Annotated in this window: 12 protein-coding genes; 5 read left to right on the top strand and 7 right to left on the bottom strand. The window is 35.8% G+C overall.

Features of this window, described 5'->3' with window-relative positions; translation table 11 throughout:
• The first annotated feature begins 41 nt into the window (after positions 1 to 41).
• The 4 genes from P0Y62_07195 (at position 42) to P0Y62_07180 (ending at position 5,104) form a co-directional block, all read left to right on the top strand.
• A complete protein-coding gene (locus tag P0Y62_07195; protein ID WEK71339.1) occupies positions 42 to 3,089 on the top strand; it encodes an efflux RND transporter permease subunit in 3,048 nt (1,015 codons plus the stop codon).
• A 188-nt stretch (positions 3,090 to 3,277) separates the two neighbouring features.
• The gene (locus tag P0Y62_07190; GenBank protein WEK71338.1) at positions 3,278 to 3,868 is read left to right on the top strand and encodes an HD domain-containing protein; all 591 of its coding nucleotides are present in this window, start codon (positions 3,278 to 3,280) and stop codon (positions 3,866 to 3,868) included.
• 77 nt (positions 3,869 to 3,945) lie between these two features.
• Complete coding sequence (locus P0Y62_07185) at positions 3,946 to 4,677, top strand: phosphatase PAP2 family protein (protein ID WEK71337.1); 732 nt, start codon at positions 3,946 to 3,948, stop codon at positions 4,675 to 4,677.
• Between the two features lie 10 nt (positions 4,678 to 4,687).
• The gene (locus P0Y62_07180; GenBank protein ID WEK71336.1) at positions 4,688 to 5,104 is read left to right on the top strand and encodes an EamA family transporter; all 417 of its coding nucleotides are present in this window, start codon (positions 4,688 to 4,690) and stop codon (positions 5,102 to 5,104) included.
• A gap of 60 nt (positions 5,105 to 5,164) precedes the next feature.
• Here the strand turns inward: P0Y62_07180 and P0Y62_07175 are convergent, their stop codons facing one another.
• The gene (locus P0Y62_07175) at positions 5,165 to 5,878 is read right to left on the bottom strand and encodes a hypothetical protein (protein ID WEK71335.1); all 714 of its coding nucleotides are present in this window, start codon (positions 5,876 to 5,878) and stop codon (positions 5,165 to 5,167) included.
• A 13-nt stretch (positions 5,879 to 5,891) separates the two neighbouring features.
• Positions 5,892 to 8,264, bottom strand: coding sequence for a TonB-dependent receptor (locus P0Y62_07170; GenBank protein ID WEK71334.1), 2,373 nt, complete (start codon positions 8,262 to 8,264; stop codon positions 5,892 to 5,894).
• Between the two features lie 330 nt (positions 8,265 to 8,594).
• Between P0Y62_07170 and P0Y62_07165 the strand changes: the two genes are divergently transcribed.
• The gene (locus P0Y62_07165) at positions 8,595 to 10,835 is read left to right on the top strand and encodes an outer membrane beta-barrel family protein (GenBank protein ID WEK71333.1); all 2,241 of its coding nucleotides are present in this window, start codon (positions 8,595 to 8,597) and stop codon (positions 10,833 to 10,835) included.
• Between the two features lie 72 nt (positions 10,836 to 10,907).
• On the opposite strand, the gene P0Y62_07160 is transcribed toward P0Y62_07165, so the two are convergent.
• From P0Y62_07160 to P0Y62_07140, 5 genes are all read right to left on the bottom strand, one after another.
• Positions 10,908 to 13,307, bottom strand: coding sequence for a hypothetical protein (locus P0Y62_07160; protein ID WEK71332.1), 2,400 nt, complete (start codon positions 13,305 to 13,307; stop codon positions 10,908 to 10,910).
• A gap of 76 nt (positions 13,308 to 13,383) precedes the next feature.
• Positions 13,384 to 13,650: a hypothetical protein gene (locus tag P0Y62_07155; GenBank protein WEK71331.1), complete on the bottom strand. Its 267-nt coding sequence runs from the start codon at positions 13,648 to 13,650 to the stop codon at positions 13,384 to 13,386.
• A 154-nt stretch (positions 13,651 to 13,804) separates the two neighbouring features.
• On the bottom strand, positions 13,805 to 14,446 hold the full coding sequence (locus P0Y62_07150; protein ID WEK71330.1) for a hypothetical protein: 642 nt from the start codon (positions 14,444 to 14,446) through the stop codon (positions 13,805 to 13,807).
• Between the two features lie 2 nt (positions 14,447 to 14,448).
• Positions 14,449 to 18,423, bottom strand: a complete 3,975-nt coding sequence (locus tag P0Y62_07145; GenBank protein WEK71329.1) for a hypothetical protein — start codon at positions 18,421 to 18,423, stop codon at positions 14,449 to 14,451.
• 437 nt (positions 18,424 to 18,860) lie between these two features.
• Entirely contained in the window at positions 18,861 to 20,309 is a 1,449-nt protein-coding gene (locus P0Y62_07140) for a contractile injection system tape measure protein (GenBank protein ID WEK71328.1), read from the bottom strand.
• Between the last annotated feature and the right edge of the window lie 41 nt (positions 20,310 to 20,350).

The following is a 20,350-nucleotide window of genomic DNA, read 5'->3' as shown; positions in this document are numbered from 1 at the left end:
GGCGAATTCCATCTGGCAATAAAAAAAATAGATAACTACAGATGAAAAAATCATTTTTTGTAACCTATAAAAGTCCCCTGCTTGTACTGATATTTTTAATATTGGCAGGAGGTATTTACTCTTATACGAAAATTCAGTCCGCTTTATTTCCGCAGATCACCTTTCCGAAAATAAAAATTATTGCGGATGCAGGGCAACAGCCTGTCAATCAAATGACAGTAGGCGTTACAAAGATTTTGGAAGGTGCTGTAAAAAAAGTTCCCGATCTGCAAATTTTAAAAAGTACTACCAGTAGAGGAAGCTGTGAAATTTCAGCATTTATGGACTGGAATGTGAATGTAGATCTTGCCAAACAACAGATAGAAAGCAGTATTAACGAAGTCAGAAATCAGTTGCCTCCAGATGTCAATATCTCGGTAGAAAAAATGAATCCGTCTATCCTTCCTGTGATGGGCTATTCATTAAACTCGAATATAAAAGATCCGATTGAGCTGAAACAACTGGCGCTTTATACCATCAAACCTTTTCTTTCGCAGGTTCCGGGAGTAAGCGAAGTACGGATTATCGGCGGTCAGGATAAAGAATTCCGTGTGGTAATGGATCAGGCGATGATGGCAAGATTAAAGATCACTCCCGCTTCCGTAGAACAGGCTATCAATACCACCAATTTTATTAAATCCAACGGGTATTCTTCTGATTTCCGGTATCTTTATTTAACGCTTACCGATGCACAAATCCGGAATGAAAGCCAATTAAAAAACCTTGTCGTAAGCAATAACGGGAACCGTATCATTTTATTGGGAGATATTGCCCAGATAAATGTTCATAATGCCAAACAATACATTAAAGTAAATGCCAACGGACAGGAAAGTATTTTGATTGCGATCATTCAGCAACCCAATGCAAATGTGGTGGATGTAACCAAAGCGATGGAAGCAAAGCTGGCGGAACTACAGAAAACATTGCCTAAAGATGTGGTCATAAAACCTTATTATGTTCAGGCAGATTTTGTGAATGATTCTATTAAAAGTGTTACCGATGCGTTATGGATCGGGTTAATACTTGCCATTATTGTGGCCGTTATTTTTCTTCGCTCATGGAAAGCAAGTGCTGTTATTCTCATTACCATCCCTATTACTTTAAGTTTAACGATGCTTGTTCTTTATGCAACAGGGCAGACTTTTAATATTATGACATTGGGAGCTATCGCCGCGGCCATCGGATTAATTATTGATGATGCCATTGTCGTTGTTGAACAAATTCACCGGACCCATGAAGAACATCCTGAAGAATCTTCTAAAAAGCTCGTTCAAAAAGCCATTAATTATCTACTAAAAGCAATGGTAGGCTCATCGCTGAGTACGATTGTCATATTTGTTCCTTTTATACTGATGAGCGGAGTTGCAGGTGCGTATTTCAAAGTCATGACGGATACCATGATCATTACGCTGATCTGTTCCTTTTTTGCAACCTGGATATTACTGCCCATTGTTTATTTATTGCTTTCGGCAAAATCAAAATCCCAAAATCTTCAGCATCATGATGTGCGGGAACGAAAATGGGTAGGATTTTTCATTAAAAGACCTTTGTACAGCTATTTATTCATAGGATTGCTTATTGTTTTAATGGTGCTTATTCTTCCCAATATCAGTACAGGATTTCTTCCGGAAATGGATGAAGGAAGTATTGTTTTAGATTACAATTCGCCACCTGGAACTTCCCTCGAGGAAACAGACAGAGAACTGAAAGAAGTAGAAAAGATCCTTACCTCGACTCCCGAAGTGGAAGCTTACAGCCGAAGAACAGGTACTCAGATGGGATTTTTCATTACTGAACCGAACAGAGGTGATTATTTAATTCAATTAAAAAAGGACAGAAACAAAACGACGAATGAAGTCACCGACGACATTCGTGCTAAAATTGATGCTTCGGGATTACCTTTAACTGTCGATTTCGGACAGGTGATCGGAGATATGCTCGGAGATCTGATGAGCAGTGTACAGCCTATTGAAATCAAGGTTTTTGGAACGGATCATAAAGTCATTGAAGATTATTCTCAAAAAATTGCAGGGATTGTAAGCAAAGTCAACGGGACTGCAGATGTCTTTGACGGAATCGTAATTGCGGGTCCTTCCATTGTGGTCACTCCCAAACTTCCTGTTTTGGCTCAATATGGTATTTCCTTACCTGATTTTCAGAATCAATTACAAGCTAATTTAGATGGAAATGTAGCCGGAAATATATTTGACAATGTCCAATATACGCCTATAAGACTTTTGTTTAATGAAAAAAGCAATGCGTCTTTAAGCGAGATTAATAACAGTATGATTTCTTTGCCCAACGGAACTTTAAAGCCATTAAGCGAATTTGCCACTGTTAATGTAGTTAAAGGTTCTGCGGAAGTAAACCGGGAAGATCTCCAGACCTTAGGAATTGTGACGGCAAGATTGGATAACGGAAATTTAGGAGGAACCATTCAGGAAATCCAAAAACAGATTTCTCAAAAGATAAAATTGCCAAGCGGATATTCCATCGTTTACGGCGGTGCATACGCAGAACAACAGCAATCGTTTAAAGAACTACTGATCATTCTGATTGTTTCAAGCTTATTGGTATTTTCTGTGATGCTGTTTTTATTTCGGAATGTTCTGGTAGCTCTTATTATTTTATTTATTTCCGTACTTGGAATTTCGGGTGGAATTTTGTTATTATACCTTACCAACACACCTCTGAATGTCGGAAGTTATACCGGACTGATCATGATGGTAGGAATTATCGGGGAAAATGCAATTTTTACGTATTTACAGTTTCATGAAAGCTTGGAAACAAAATCTAAGGAACAGGCGGTCATTTATGCAATCAGCACAAGGCTTCGTCCTAAATTAATGACCGCTTTAGGAGCCATTATCGCATTAATGCCATTGGCTCTGGGAATCGGAACCGGTGCACAAATGCACCAACCTTTAGCCATTGCAGTGATCGGAGGGTTTATTGTTGCTTTGCCGCTTTTGCTTATTGTATTGCCTACTTTGTTGAGCAAAATTAATTTTAAAGAAGAAAAGCAAATCGATACTTCCCCAACGGAATAAAAATTTAAGAAAAACAAATCTTCAAAATTTATTCAAAATCAGGTTTTTTCTTTGTTGTTATAAATTCTTGTTGTTAAGCCGGAACTCTTGTTTTTTATAGATGTTTTTTGAAGCAGATGTCTAGAAAAATTATTTGAAAAGGGTTTTGTACTACGAGAATTGCTAAGAAATATAGGTGAACAGCGATTATGAATAATTTATTACAAGCCGTAAGAGAGTATGTAATTCATTTTCTTACAGAGAGGCTTTCCGCTCAACTGACTTTTCATAATATAGAACATACTTATGAAGTCGTATCTGCGGTGCTGCAGATAAGTGAAAAAAGTGTTCTTTCTGTAGAAGATCGTTGTGCATTGCAGGTTTCGGCTTGGTTTCACGATTGTGGCTATGCTTTTTGCTACAAAGGGCATGAAGAAGAAAGCAAAAGGATTGCCCAGAATTTTTTGGGAAATCTCGGTTGTGAAACTGATTTTATTCAAAAGGTTTTGCGATGTATAGGCGCTACTCAGTATCCTCAGAACCCTTCCTCAGAAATCGAAAAGATTATCTGTGATGCAGATATGTTTCATTTAACAAGAACAGATTACGCTAAATATGAAAAAGCTTTAAGACTGGAGTTCAGCACGTATCTTGGACTCATTTTTACAGATGAAGAATGGCAGATGGAGAATAATGATTTTCTAAAAAATCACCAATACTTTACGGAATACGGACAACAGGTTCTCGCAAAATTTAAAGAAGTCAATGTCCGGCTCATGAATGATTCCAATCAATTTTAATACACAAGAAAGAAATGTTAAATTATCGTCAAAAAACTGCAATCAGCTTTTTCATTATACTCTCATTTTTTGGAAGAATGGCAGCTCAAAATAGTGATACTATAAAGACTGATGAGGTAAAGAAGGACAGCGCAATTGTTTTAAATACAAAAGAAAACGCTTTAAACTATAAAAAATTAATCATTCCGACAGCACTTATCGGATATGGAGTGGCGAGCTTAAGCGTGAAAAATCTGAAAAAATTAAACTTCTCTACAAGGGATGAAATCAATGAACATAAACCCGATCATATTAAGCTTGATAATTATACCCAGTTTGCTCCTGCCGTATTGGTTTACGGATTAAATGCAGCTGGAGTGGAAGGAAAACACAACTTCAGGGACAGGACTATCATTTACGGAACCTCTATGCTGATAACCTCTGCCTTTGTCGTTCCATTAAAGCATATTGTAAAAGAAGAACGGCCGGATCAGTCCAACAACCTTTCTTTTCCTTCCGGTCATACGGCTATTGCATTTGCATCTGCACAGTTTATGTTCAGAGAATATAAAGACACCAATTTTTTATTAGCAATTTCAGGATATTCTTTGGCTGCTTTCACAGGAGTTTACCGTATGCTGAACGATAAGCATTGGTTTGGAGATGTTGTTGGGGGAGCCGGATTTGGGATTCTTTCAACGGAACTGGCGTATTGGTTATATCCTAAAATCAATACTCTTTTAGGCGGGAAAAATAAAAACTCAGCAACAATGGTAATGCCTTATTATCAGAATAAAACGGTGGGAATTGGCTTTGTTAAAAACTTTTAATTATTGAAAGATGTGGTTCTATTATGCATTATTATCCGCTCTGTTTGCTGCATTTACAGCTATTTTTGCTAAAATAGGAGTTTCTAATATCAATTCTAATCTGGCAACGGGAATCAGAACGGTCGTTATTCTGATTCTGGTTTGGAGTGTCGTTTTTATAAAAGGTGAAGCAAAAGAGATCGGTTCGTTATCTAAGTTTAATATTCTTTTTCTGATATTATCGGGAGCTGCAACAGGATTGTCCTGGCTGTTTTATTTTAAAGCCTTACAGATCGGGAAAGTTTCACAGGTAGCTTCTGTAGATAAGCTCAGTGTGGCAATTGCCATCCTTTTATCCGTTTTATTCTTTAAAGAAACCCTGACTTTGAAAACCGCAATAGGAGCTTTATTAATCATAGGCGGAACGATATTATTTGCTATAAAATAGTCTAATCTTCTAAAAAATAAAAAAGATACGAGCTTGTGTTCGTATCTTTTTTATTCTATTCTAATTGACAATCAGGCTGTAATCGCAGCGATGTCTTTCTGCAAAATACTTTTTTCCTTCAAAAGTGCCTTCCTGTTCTGTCGTTTTATCTAATCTCACAAGATATTGCCCCTTTAAAGGAAGCGGAATCCAGGCTGTTCCTTTTTCATTGATACTTATTTTTATATCCTGGTTGTTAGGTAAGAAAATACGCAGCAAGGTTCCTTTTTCTGCGGGCTTTCCGTCAATATAAGCAGAAACTAAGGCGGCTTTATTTTGTAAATTAATCTCCAGGTTTAAATAAGGCATTGTGATTCTTGAATCAGTCTCCTTATTGATAACAAAAGTTGTATGCAGGTATTGGGAAGGCTTAATATTCTGCTTCTGATCCTCTCTTTCTACAACAGGAAGCTTTTCATCAATGGCAAAAATATGATAGGTTCCATCTGTTTCTGGGATATAATATCCTACCCAGAAATCGTTTTTCTGTTGAATTGAAATTTCAGATTTCTTTCCATCCGGATCAATAACCTTAACAACAAAATCTTTCATTTTATTAAGGTCTTCTCCGCTTTTGATGTATCTTTCCTTGTTTTCATTGACACCCCCGTAACGGATTTTTATCGTTAAAGTATCGCCTTTTTTTCCGGAACTTTCCAGTTCAAGCCAATATCCGTCTGCATAAGCCAGATTGCTCAGTAAAAGAAAAAATAAGACATAAAAAATATTTTTCACAGGAAGAATTATTTTAAAATTTTAGCGAAATACTTCCCAGGAATCTGATCGGAGCTTGAGGGGTAAGTCTTACAGACCATGCTTTTTCACTGGTAATATTGTCTATTTTTAAACCTAATCTGTATTTCGGTCGGTCATAGAAAATACTTGCATCAAACATTTTATAGGAAGGAATGATCACTTTGGCAGTTTGTGTATTGGTCTGATAAGACATGCTTCCGATGTTTCCGCCAAAACCAGCTCCCAAACCACTGAATTTACCTTTTGTAAGGGAATAGCTCACCCAGAAATTGTACATATTCTGAGGTCCCGAAGCAGCGGGGCGTAAGTTCAGAACCGAAGCATCAGATTTTGTGAATTTACTGTCATTATAAGCATATCCGACAATAATATTCAGACCAGCCATTGGATTTGCGGTAATATCTATTTCTACCCCTTTGCTGTACTGAGAACCATCCTGAATAGAAAAATTAGCATCATCAGGATCTGCTCTTAAAACATGATCAACTTTAATATCATAATAACTGATGGTACCGACAAGTCTGTGACTAAACAAGTCTGATTTTGCTCCGAATTCCAGTTGGTTTCCTTTTTGAGGAATAAAATTGTTTCCGTTTTTATCGACGCCGCTGATGTTAAAGAATCCATTCAGGTAGTTTCCAAATAAAGACAGTTTATTTTTTAAAAGCTCATAAATTAAACCGGATTTGTGGGACAAAGCTGTTTGAGTATAAGGTCCTGCCTGCAAACCGCTCACACTAAGACCACCTGCTGTTTCGCCGGTCAGAATATTATACACCCCATTGTAATGGAAGTTATCAACCCTTAAGCTGGCCATTATCTTTAAACGGTCAGTAATATCAAAAACATCTGAAACGTATGCGGCATAGGTATCATCACTGCTTTTTTCTTTTCTTGGAGTGCCTGTGTTCGTAAGGGTATCCAACATGTCTCTCGTTACTCTGTATGTACTTGGAGTATTTATAAAATCTACAGCCGGAGCATTCACCGTTACCCTGTCGAAATTATTAAAATTATTATAATAATCCAGTCCTACAACCATTCTGTTTCGGAATTTTCCGATGTAGAAATCACCGATAAAGTTTTGCTGTAAATTAGTTGCAATAAAATTAGTATTTCCTACAATTACACTGGGCTGAATCGTGGTATCCGATTTACCGTTCAGTGCTGTGATGTAACCATTGATGGTAGATCTGGCCCGGGAAAATATGGTTTGGGAAGTCCATGAAGATGATATTTTGTAGTTGAGCTGCCCGAAAATATTCATCATTTGAGTAGAGTAGGTGATATCATCTCCTAAGAAAGTTCTTTTATAAGGAAAGTTGATATCTTCAATCGACTGAATTTTGTTACTTTTTGTGTACGGATTGAAACGTACTACCGAAGTTCCTTTTGCAATCCCAAACTCCACATCAAATAATAAAGATAATCTGTCATTGATCTGATATGAAAAGCTTGGAGCAAGTGCTAAACTGTTTGTAAAGCCGTTATCCTGAAAGCTTTTTTCGAAGGTTGTTGCTCCGTTTAATCTCAGTAATGCCGTTTTATCTCCGTTGATCGGGGTATTGGCATCAAAAGTAAGTCTGTTGAAATTCCAGCTTCCGCCGGTGTAGCTTACTTCCCCACCGGTTCCGTTATAAGGTTTCTTGGTGACTCTGTTGTATAAACCACCATAACTGCTCGAAACCTGAGTTCCGAATAATGTGGTCGACGGTCCTTTAATAGCCTCAATTCTCTCTAAGTTGGCATTGTCTAAAAATGAAAATGCTGCTCCTGCAACACCGTTTCTTGCATTAGGTTCAGTTTCAAATCCGCGGGAACGGAAAGTGACTCTTCCCTGATTGGCAATCATCGGAATACCTGCCCCTGGAACATTTTTTGAAACACTTCCCAGATCAACTGCCATTTGCTGAGTAATTAATTCTTTGGGAACGGTATTGTAAACCTGCGGGTTTTCTAAATATTTAATAGGCAGTTTCGCCACATACGGACTTTCTTTTCGGGTTATTTTAGAGTTATTTCCGACAATTCTTACTTCCTGCAATGCGAGAATATTTTCCTTTGCCAGTTTATAATTGACCGGAGTATTTTCATCTTCCTTAACTTCAATGGGAATCTGCTGTTCTTTAAGACCAAGCATCTGTATTTTAATGGTATAATTTCCCGGAGCTACCTGAGAAAAATTAAAGTTTCCCTTAATATCGGTAAGTGTACTTTTATTAAGTTCGATCAGAGATATGGAAACAAGTTCCAGCGGTTCGTCTTCGATAGAAGTAATATTTCCGGATATGTTTCCTGTTTTATTTTGCGCTGAAAAGAAAAAGCTGAAAAGAAATAAGGATAAAAATATTAATCGTTTAATCATGTTGAAAAATATTGATCTCAGATGATATTTCTGAGGGGGTAAATTTTATTAATGTTTTGAAAGTGCTGAATTGAAGAGGTTGATAAGTCAGCTAGAATTAATATCCCTATATTTTATAGCTTTTGAGGAAGTAAAAGGTACAATCTGTTTCATTATATTTATTTAGACCAAATATTAATAAAGCGCAAAGATGATATAAATAAATCTAAAAACAAAAAGAATTTTAATAAATTGGAATAGAGTGTTCGATTATTATTTTGCTGAAATATTTCTAAAATTCAATATTTTTTCAAAATTGCCTCTCAAATTTGCGCTATAATAATGAACATAGTGAAGCGAATATCAGTTCTTCTAGCCACCATATCCGTAGTATTAGCAAATGCACAAACAACAAACCCAGAAACTGTAAAAGGAAAAGCGAGTGATTCGATAAAAGGAAACCAGATCAAAACCCTTGAAACCGTTACCATTACCGGTAAAAAAGCAGTTGTAGAAAATAAAATAGATAAAATAGTTTATAATGTTGCGAATGATGTGACCTCACAAAACGGAGCTGCCATAGATGTTTTGAGAAAAGTACCTCAGGTAACCGTAGATGCAGATGGAAATGTAGAATTGCAGGGGAATCCGAATGTTAGATTTTTGATTAACGGAAAACCTTCCAGTATATTTGGGAACAGCCTTGCCGATGCGCTCGCTTCCATTCCGGCGAGTCAAATTAAAAGTATTGAAGCAGTTACGAGTCCGGGTGCAAAGTACGATGCACAGGGAACAGGAGGGATTATTAATATTATTTTAAATGACAGCAAAGTAAAAGGGATCAACGGAATTGTCAATGGTTCATTAGGAACACGATTTGAAACAGGTTCTCTAAATGTAAACTACAGAAATAATAATTTCAGCATGAATGCTTTTTTCAGTGGTAATACCCAGCTGAAATCAAGAACTCCTTTTTCACAGGATAGAATTTCCAGAGATAATCAAACTCATTCCCAAACAAGACTGATGCAGGATGGGTATACGGATTTTCAAAGACACGGCTATCGAACAGGGGTAGGATTTGATTGGTCAATTAATAAATCCAATACATTCAGCGGCTCTGTTTCTTACAATAGTTTTGGGAATAAAAGTATCGGTTTTATCAATCAGGAACAATATATTACAGATGCAGCCGGTAACGAACAGTCTATTCTGGGATACCGGAATTCAGATAACCGTTCCAACGTGAATTCTGTTGATGGAAGTTTAAGCTATAGAAAAACATTTCAGAAAGAAGGGCAGGAACTTACGGCAGATTATGTTGTGAGCTACGGAACACCTGAAAGCAGCTATATTCAGACCCAAAGTTTGTACGGAGCGGCTTTTCCTTACAACGGAACCTCAGCCAATAATCCGGGAACAGATAACAGTCACAATTTTTCTATCGATTATGTACATCCGCTTACGGATAATATCACCTTTGAAACGGGAGCAAAAACAATACTTCAGCATATTACGAATACCACCGATGTCAGTGTTTTGAATACTTTCAATCAGTATGAAGCAGATCCTTTGCAGTCTTATAAACTGAAATATGATATGGGAATTTATGCCGCTTATTTTTCTTCCACCTTTAAATTTTTTAACTGGCTGGATCTGAGAGCAGGAGCACGCTACGAATACACCACTTTGAAGATTGATTTTCCGGGAACACACATCCCGTCGTACGGCTTATTTGTCCCTTCTCTTATTCTATCTCATAAATTTGAGAATAACGGAACTTTAAAATTAGCCTATACAAGAAGGGTTGAAAGACCCGAGTATTCTGAATTAAATCCATTTTTAAACATCAGTGATCCTCATAATATTACCACCGGAAATCCTGCATTGAAGCCTGAAATTGGTGATAATATGGAATTCGGGTACAGCAAAAATTTTGGAAACGGAGGAAATATCTCTATGACGCTGGTGGAAAGGATTAACAGTCAGGATTTAAAACAGATCACAACATTTTATCCTGTTTTTACGGCCAACGGAGTGGAATATACCAATGTTTCAGTTTCTTCGAGAGATAATATCGGAAAAGAATATAATTCCGGAGGAATTGTTTCTGCCTCACTTCCTTTTTTCAATAATAAGCTGAATCTGCGTGGAAATTTAATGATATTTCACCGGTATATTGTAAGTCATATCTATGTTGGGAATCTTGATATGGGAATGCGTTACCGTTTTAACCTGAATCTGAATTATCAATTACCCAACAATTTTATTGTAGAAGCTTTTGGAAATTATAATTCTGCAGCGAAAAATATCCAGGGAAAAAATCCGCAGTCGATTACTTACACACTTGCAGGAAGAAAAGTGTTCTGGAATAAAAAAGCAAGTATAGGATTTACGATGACGAATCCTTTTAATAAATACATCAAGCAGGTAACAACAGTGAACACGGGAGATTATGATTCATATTCTGTGAGACAGTTGCCATTCCGTTCTTTCGGGATAAGTTTCAGCTATAAATTTGGAAAAACAGATATCAAAAAAGAAAAAGATATTAATAGTGATTATCTTAATGAGCCTTCTCAAGGAAATTAATCAAGAAGTGTATATAATATTAAAAACGCCTTTCATCTTTATGAAAGGCGTTTTTAATTTTGGATAAACCTATTATTTTAAAATTTGCTGATCATAAAGAAGATTGTCGTCTTCATCAAAGCTTATGATGAGCATTTTATATTGTTTTGCCGTGTCATTATTAAAAAACTTAATTCTCGGAGGAACATAATCGCCTTCAAATAAATTCGGATTCCAGTACAATGTTTCTCGGGTATCATTTTCTATTTTAACCGGAGAATCATTATCAATCATTTCAACAGGAAATTCGGAAGGTTTATCGTATCCTTTTATGACCGCCAAATTATTGTTTTGTGTTGCTTTTTCGTTGCTTTTAGGCTTCATATTGCCTTTCATTGTGTAAATTAATACGGCATCACCTATCAATCCTGCTCCTTTAATAATTTTTACCATAGCAATATTGGTTACAGGAAGGCTTGCAATCATACTTGGATCGGTTTGTACTTCATCCAAATAGAGCTTTGCCTGACTATTACGAATGTAAGGAACGTTCACTCCTGAATTGTCCCGTTGAAATGTCAAACCGGCTGCTCTTCCCTGTAGCCAATCAAAAATATTAGCTGATCCTGCAACATGCTGGTCTTCATTTACGAAATCGAATATAGTGGAATTAATAGAGCTGAACATTCCGGTAGAAAGCTGTTTATCCAATTCTTCTTTAGGATCTTTTTTCTTTCCTACCAATTTTACTTCTTCGATTTGTACATCAACATTCTCCGTTTTTTTAATGTTCTTCTGCGTATTGATGGCTCTGGAAATTGTTGGTGTAAGCTTTCTGTTTTCTGCAGCTGTTACCAGTCTGTATTTTGTGGTTGGAAAGTTGCCTTTAAATTCCGTAGGAAGTACCAGTGGTTCTACGGTAACGAATAAGTTATCCGTATTTGATTCTTTATCTTTTTCTGCATTTACAAATAACGAAACGCTTAAAGGTTCATCAAAGCTAAGATTATTTAGATAGACATATCCGTTCTGATCCGTTTTAAACAGATTAATAGTAGGGTCATTTTTTCCTAATTTTAATGCTAAAGTGACGTTGGTATCTTTCAGCATAGCATTGTTTTTAAGAGGTTTTACCCTATAAGAAAGAAATTTTTGAGAATTGTTTTTAATGGATGGAACAGAACCGCTAAGAACAGAATTCCAGTCAAATCTTTTCCAGTTTTCAGAAATAAGCAATGCGTCTAAAGCTTCACTATTCGCATTGCTGGAGAAATATTGTGCAGGTCTGTCTATTTTTGAAGTGAAATCTCCCGTTAACCAAAGGCTGCTCATAAGATTTTCTTCTTCCGGAGTAGTACTGCCGTTATCTTCGCTTACCAAGACGGTATAATTTTTAAAATAGGATTCCGGGGAAAGATCAATACTGTTGAAGGATCTTGGCGTGGTTTTTACATTCTTACTGATAATATCTGCTTTCTCAATCTTTAAATTATTGGGTTTGATAAAGCAAAGTCTTTTGGCCACTACATTATCTTGATCATCAAAAATGGCTAGCTGTAAAATACCATTGGATCCGTTGCTTATTTTGGTAGGAATAAGGCTTGAAACTTCATTAGTCAGTTGATTGATATTGGCTCTATACGCCAAATGGTTGTTGATGGTTCCAACGATTTTATAATTTTGAAGCTGCTGTTTTAAATTGACCCCTTTTAAGCTGTATTTAATCCCGTCCTTCGAGCTTGAAACCTGCAGACTGACCCCATTCTCTACCACTTCGGGTAAATCTATCGTCAGCTTTTTTCCTGCATTATCCTGAATGATAGCCTGGTATTTTTTTCCTGAAGCCGGAGTTATTGTAAAAGAAGCAACATTTTTATCGAAAGAAGTAAAGGTCGTAACAGGTATATTCGGATTTTGTGCATCTATTACTTTTCCGCTCCAGTTTTCCGGTAAAGAGGCATTACCAGATAATCTTACGGCAAATTTCGTAGGCATTCCATTAATGAAATTTCCCCCTTCCGGAAAAGCTTTTGCAGACCAGTCTGTACTTTTAGCAATTTCTAATGTTTTAGTGGAGGTGGGATTATAAACCGGAATTGTTTTAACGATCTGAAAATCCTCGTTAAAATTCGTCATATAAGGCGTATAAGCTCTTACAAAATAAACCTGTTCAGAAAGATCTTCTTTGAGTTTAAAATCTCCGCTACCTTCCCCATTGGTGAGAAGTATGGTTTTCCAGTCTATTAATTTTTTATCAGAATCATACAATTCAACAAATAGAGTAGTAGACAATGCAGAACGATTGTAACCATCAAAGACAAAACTCTTGAACCATATCTGGTCTCCAGCTGCATATTGTGATTTGTCGGTAAGGAGGTATACTTTTTCCTGTTCGTAATTATTTTCAAGACTCGTAATTGCTTTTTCCAATCTGGTTTGTGCCAAGGCAGGCTGTACCGCTGAAATAAGCAATAAAAAGAAGATATTTTTCATAGAGAATCTTAACGCATTTTTTAATCCAATGCTAAATTACTCAATTAAAGACGTTAAAATTTTCTAATTTCAAAAATTAAGGAGATTTTAACAGTAATAAAGGAAAAGCGCTACTTAAAATAAGTAAAACGTTGACAAACTTTTTAGGATCTCTAGCTACACCTTTCCCACCTTGTAATATTTTGGCTAAACATTCACTAGTTTGAGCTAACTCTCCCAATGCTTTTATAAAAGCACTACCATCAGCAGTTCTACCCGTCCCTCTTGTTCCTACTAAAATACCTTTTTCAACTTCATCGCCTAATTTTTTACCTTTAGCTAATTCATCTGATATTTCTTTCACTTCTCCACTCGGGAATAAAACCCAAGGATTAACGCTTCCGTAAAGATAAAATTTAAATCCTTTGACAACAATTTTAGAACGTTTGGCTAAACTTTAAATAAAAAAACCGAAACTTTTTAGAGTTCGGTTTTTATTTCATTTTTAATTTTATGTTTTATGCTTCGATATAAAATTCGTTATTTTTATATTCTTTAAACAATATACCGGAAATATTAGCTTCTTCAAGAGCTTTTTTAAGTGATTCTGAAACTAAAAGAGCTATATTAAAAGGAGAACGAAATAAATCGGGAGTCTCTTTTAAAAATAATTTTACTGGGCGTAAAAAAGGAGCTCTTTGTTCTTCATTATCTATCTTAACTATTTCATCGGTTTTTAAATCTTCAAATACAGACTGACTAAAATCAACAATTTCATTTGCATATATCAGATGAAGAAAAAAATAATGATTTTCAGCCAATTGCTGTGCCAAATTTTTGTCGGCTGCAATTAATGAACAATTATAAAACTGGAAGTTCTTAACATAAAAATTTTCAATTAAATCCTTAAATTTTTTGTCTACAAAAACTCCTATGGAAGAATGTAACATATGTGAACTTAATACATCTGTTAGCTTTGCTGCTCTTTTAAAAACAAAATTTTCTAAATTGGGATTTGTTTCTGGAAAAGATCTCACAGATAGTGTCTCAAAATTGTTAGGAACTTTAAAGTATTTTTGTGGTATATCTACTTGTGGATATGTTCCAACAATTTCACTTTCTGTAGACAAGTCCATTTCATAATAAATGACTTTTTTCATATCTAATATTTTTTATAAAAACTTTTTAGTATTTCATTATATACTGTATCTGGTACTAAATTACCCATTCCTTCCCCTTGTCTAAATAAATCATCTACTTTTATTCCTTTTTGTTTAGATAATATATCTAACTCCTTTAACATTCTTGTAGATAATTCTTCCGTAAAATTTTTTGCCATGGATTTAGTATAAGTTGGCAAATGAGTAAACTCTACTCGAAATCTTTCCAGCATTCCATCAATTACACGATTGTACAAAGGGTGACTTGCGTGTACACCATCGGTCAAACCTAATGATTTGCTGAATTTTTTAAGATTAATACCATTTGCTTTGGTGTTTACTTCAAATCCAGCATCTATAGCATCCTGATAAATTTTACTTTCACCAATAGCTGAAATTGGAAGAGCATGATGGGCCTCTTCTCCTGCAACTGTTTTCAGATTTTTTCTAAGCTGAGATCTGTTCTTAGCAGCATCTTTTGCCGCCTGAGAAATGTCAGGACTACTAAACCATTCGGGATCTTTACTCCCTTTACTAATTATAGTGCTTGCATTTGGAGCTAGATCCAATTCATTAAATTTAGCTTTTAGTGCATCAACATCATCAGATATTTCAACCAGATCGTCAACAAACCTACTAACACCTCCTTTCTCCAATGCTTCTTTGGCAGTTTTAGCACCTTGAGAACTATTCCTTCCAACGATAAACGCTTCCTCTGTACCAACTTTTACCTTATCCCCAACTTTTCCTAGTTTTGGATCATCTACAAATTCTAATTTTCCACTCGCCAGTAAAACCCAAGGATTAACGCTTCCGTAAAGATAAAATTTAAATCCTTTTATAACAATTTTAAATCCTTTAAATTTAAAACGTTTTGCCAGGTTTTCACCTAATTCATCAAGGTTCTTAGCTCCTTTCACGATTCCTTTGCCTAAACCTTGAACAAAGAACTTCGCTTTACCAGCTTGTTTTACAAATCCTTTTCCTGTTGCTACAAGGGCATTTTTTCCTGCTTTCAGAGTACTCTTAACTCCTGTTTTGGCTAAATTGAATACTCCTTTTACGCCACCTTTAGCTGCCGTTTTCAGCACTTTAAACAAGGCTGCTGAATCGAATAAGAGTATGAAAATTAATTCAACTAAAATAATCCCAATTGCTCTTGCTAAAGCTTTTCCTGCTGTAGCTGTTTTCCCCAGCCAACCATCAGTCATAAATGTTTTGAAGAAACCGCTGGCTTTGGCAACAGCTGCAGCCATCATTATGGCAGCAAAGATTTCGAGTGCAGGTGGAATAAGTGCAAAAATAGCTCCTGCTGTAAGAATTGCTAATGCGGTTATTCCAAGAACTATGGCCGCTCCGATACCGATGTATTTCCATTTGTTTTCTGCCCAATTTTTTTTAATTCCTGCCCACATCTGTTCTTTCAGATAATACAAACGAACACCTGGAGTCCACGGTCCAACCAGTTTCATTTCTTCAGGCATTGAACCTTTAGTAGCAGGCTGCTTTCCTGAAGCACTTTCTGTATCTGTACTAGGTGGTGATTGGCTGTTTTGGTAATTGATGAACCAATCGGCCTGAGCGTACGGATCAGCTGGAATGTTTTGATTTCCTGTTGGGGCTTCTGTCTGGCTTTCTGATCCAACTGCATCCTGTTTGAAAGTATCAAGTGTGTTTTCATTGGCTCCGAAATTGATTTCTCCATTGCTATTTTGGAGTTGAGCAAGAAGTTCCGGGCTCAGTTCCATATCATTGGCAACCGGGTCAACATGAAAATCACTTTCATCATAAGAATTTCTTCCTAAAAATTCAGAGTATCCTGAATCTGATCCTGAGCTCGTCATCTCAGCCATTGCTGTTTTCTCAAACGGTAACGGCTGTGTAACATCCATTCCCAGGAATTCTTCAGAAATTTGCCCCATGAAGTTGTCCGGCATTACCATAGCAGAACTCACTAAATTGGATAAGCCTTCCATTATCTTTATAATTCCAGCCACAATAAAGTTGGTTGCATCGAGAATAAGGTTGTAGAAGTCCTGTAATGCCCCAATAAGTGTATCCACTACATCTGCTAAGAAATCAATTGCTGCAACCACTGCTTTTTTAAAGGCTTCAAAGGTTTGGTTTACAAATTTTTCGGCAGCAGCCACGTATTTATCAATTCTAGCTTTCAATCGGTCTCTGATACCAGGAAATGCAGCCAAAGCGATGTCTAAGAATCCTTTTAGCAAGGATGCAAATCCCTTAATAAAGACTACTATCGCTTTTCTGGCTATTTCCAATGCTTCTAAAACCAGTTTTTTAGCGATTTCAAAAATAGCTTTTACAGCTTTTCTGAGGGCAGTGAAAACAACATTCAAGGCATCTTTAAGCGCATTGATAAAATCTGAAACTTTATCAGCCAGCCAATCAAAGAAACCACCACTTTTTTGCTCCATTTCTGATTTTTTTTCTGCCGCTTTTCTATCAGCTTCTTTTTTCTCTTTTAATGCATCTTCATTAGCCTTATTAATATGTTTTTGCGCCTGTGCTTCCCCTTTATTCTTTTCGGTTTTTATATTTCCAAGAGTGGTTTTAGCCTGATCGCCGGATTTTTTTGCAAAATCGGATTCTGTCTTATTTAGCGTATTTTGCCACTCAACTTTTGAATTGTGTACATCTGCTTGAGCATCTTTTACCGATTTTCTTTGCTTTTCCTGAGATTGGTCTTTTTCGATGCCTATCTGTGTTTCGGTAGCTTTTTCCTGTTCAAGGATTTTCTGATTATGCTCTAATTCTGCGGCCTCATATTTTGCATTTTCCGCACCTATTTTTGATTGAATAATAGGATCAAACTGAGCATTAATACTTGCTTCATCAATACCTTCCATCTTTATTGCATCAAGCGACTGTTTCTTAATAGCTTTGGACTTTATTTTACGGGAAGGTTTTAGTATTTCATCTTTTGGCTTCTTAATAATACTGTTTTCACCATGATCCTTATGGATATCTTTTGCCGCCTGATTTTTTTTGATGCTTAAATCTTGTGCTACATCTTTCTGTTCGATTGCTAAATGCTCTGTATCAGCTTCACCTGTAAGATCAACGTTAGTATTTTGCTGCATTGTTGTAGGAATTGACGAAGTATCCAGACTAACAGCTCTAAATTGCTGTTTAGCTTGTTTTTCCAGTTCTCCGTTTTTATTTCCTGTTGTTTTGAAAGAGTAATTTGCTTTTTTCAATGGCTCGTTTTGAGGAAAAGAAATTTCCTTTGATTTTGATTTTTGAGTAGCAGATTTAACTGTTTTTTTACTTGATTTTGCAACAGTCTTATCCGTATTTGTTTTATTTTGGGATTTAGATCCTGAAAAAGCGCTACCTGTTTTTGCGTTCACTTTTGGGAGTTCACCTGTTGCTTTTTCCGTTTGACTATTAAAAAAAGCGGTAGTGTTATTTTGAACGGTATTAAAATTAGCCACCAATTCTGTTGCCGAAGAATTTGACAAATTTGCTAATGAAATATCAGTAGTAGCTTTATCAGCCTTTTTTTCTTTTTGTTTTGCTTTGTTTTCTTGATAAGCTGCCGCTTGTTCTTCATTTGTTTGTGGGAGATAGGTCCCCGATTTAAGGTTTTGATAATCGTTTATCTGATCAACATTCAAAGTCGTCATATAGCCTTTTTCAACCTCTTTAGTATCAGGATGATTGATATCGCCGGTTTGAGACAAACTCTTCTGAAGTTTGTCATACATTATTTCTGAACCCTGATTGTATATAGTTTGGGAACCATGAACCGCTGCAATACCGCCATTAAAACTGAGACGGTTATTATCAGTGTTTGATGATCCAAGCTTAATAGGTGATGTTTCAGGATTTTGTGCCTTTACGTTAGTTATTTCCGCCTCAGATAGAGGTACCATCGATTCTTGCTGCCTTTGCTTTCTGCCTGGGCTTTGGTGGGCATTGCTGTCTTTTTCTACAGGAGTTGCTGCTTTCATTGACTTAGTTTTTTAATTTCATATTGATTTTTGAAGGCATACAAAACGCGATTAATACAATTGCGTTTTATACTACCTGTTGCATCTGAAAAACAGATTGTGTATGGTGGATTTTTTTAGAATCTGAGTAACTGGAGTAGTGTTCAGTTTTATGATGAGAAATAGCTTGTGCTGAGCTGTTTCTGGCTTTTCTTCTTACTTTTTTGCGTTTACAGAATCAAAGTTCACTTTTTTTTAGAAGAATTGTCTGTTTTTTTGGTAAAGGATTCTGTAGTTGCAGTAAAGAGTTTTTAAAGGATTCCTTACTGTAAGATAGAATATAGAAGAATGTTGATGGTTGAAATCAATAAATTAGAAGGCGAAGATTATATAAATCTTCGCCTTTTGTAGTTGATGGGATTAACAATTCAAACAATTTTTTGAGAAAGTGAAGGCCATTACCAGTTCACAAACATGAATTTTTCTTTCCAGGGCAGTTTAACAAAACTTATTCCCCAGGCAAGTTTATCAAGCAAAATATCCTGTGTTTTTCGTTCTACCGTGAGTGTGTAATCATGATCTGTGACCACTAATTTGCCTGAGCGCTGAAAAAATTCATTTTGTAATAAGGCTCCAGATGACTTTTTCATTGGTTTCCAGTTTTGCTGAACACTTTCTATGAGATTTTTAACTTGTGTTTTATGTTTGCGTGATAGTTTAATATGCCTATTAATGCTTTGGTTCATTGGAATATTGCATAAGAATTTTTCAAAAATCATATCATATTCCGGAGCATTTGTTTTTCCGGTGGCAATATAATGTAATAAATGAGCGCATAATTCAGGATCCGTAAGTTGCTGGGTTTTCGGATGAATAAGATCGCAATGTTCAAAAAAGGTTTTGAGGAAAGGATGTAGTATAATAAGTCCTGCATTCTGAATATAATGTCCATCTTCTTTAAAGCCTAAATCGTCAAAAGTTGTTTCAGGTTCATGATCATCAATGGTCTCAACCGAATTTTCTTCTTTTTCCTGATTCTTGAATACATCTTTTTTAATGCTCTCCAGGATTTCGATTTCTTCAATGAAAGGGAAAATTTTAATTACAGTTTTTAAATTCTGACGGTTAGTTTTTATCTGTAAGGAATCGGCCGCATCTATTTTTGATATTTGTTGTACAATATATTCCTGGAGATGGCTTTTTGGTGAGATCAGATATTCTGATATTACATTTAATACTAGACTCCAAATGATCAATCTGTTTTTATGATTCAGCTTTGCTATATAGCTTATTATATTAGGCTCCAAGCTTATTTTTAATTCCTTACTTTTTAGAATTGTCAGACATATTTGCGCAATTTGCTCGTTGGAAAGCTGATTGATCATTCGATTTTGAACTTCGTGTTTTGGCAAAACACTTATTATGCTTTTTTCGAAATTATCGGACTGAATCATAACGTCAAAAATCTCAGGTTCTAAAAAAGAAAAACCCTTTTTCTCTGAATTCCACCAAGGCATATGTCCTTTTTCTAAAAAATAGATAAAAGTCCGAACCATTTTTTCCTGATTGCTTATCCAATACGCCTTTGAATCGTTTTCTGCTTCTTGATTTAAAATTTCAATAGGCTTTATCATTTCAGATAATTTCTCTTCAAAAAGCTGGACAATTTTATCTTTCAATTCGACATTTAATGAACTACTTTTTACATTCAGATCCAATTCCAGCCGGGGAATTTGTAAGGTATGACCTTCTAATTTATATTCTAAAGCATTGATATACTTTTCTATTTGTGGAAATACATCAACAGACAAAAAGCTATTGATATCTTCTTTAATACTCATTGCTTTTTCTTTGTTGTTGACTGCAATTTCGACAAAAACTTTCTGAATGATATGGTCCTGTTCCACATTCAATAGATTTAATTACACAATATTTATAAAGGTTGAAC

This window comes from Candidatus Chryseobacterium colombiense (genome assembly GCA_029203185.1).
Lineage (GTDB): Bacteria > Bacteroidota > Bacteroidia > Flavobacteriales > Weeksellaceae > Chryseobacterium > Chryseobacterium colombiense.
Note: the sequence above shows the minus strand (reverse complement) of the source record. Positions and strands in the feature narration are given on the sequence as shown.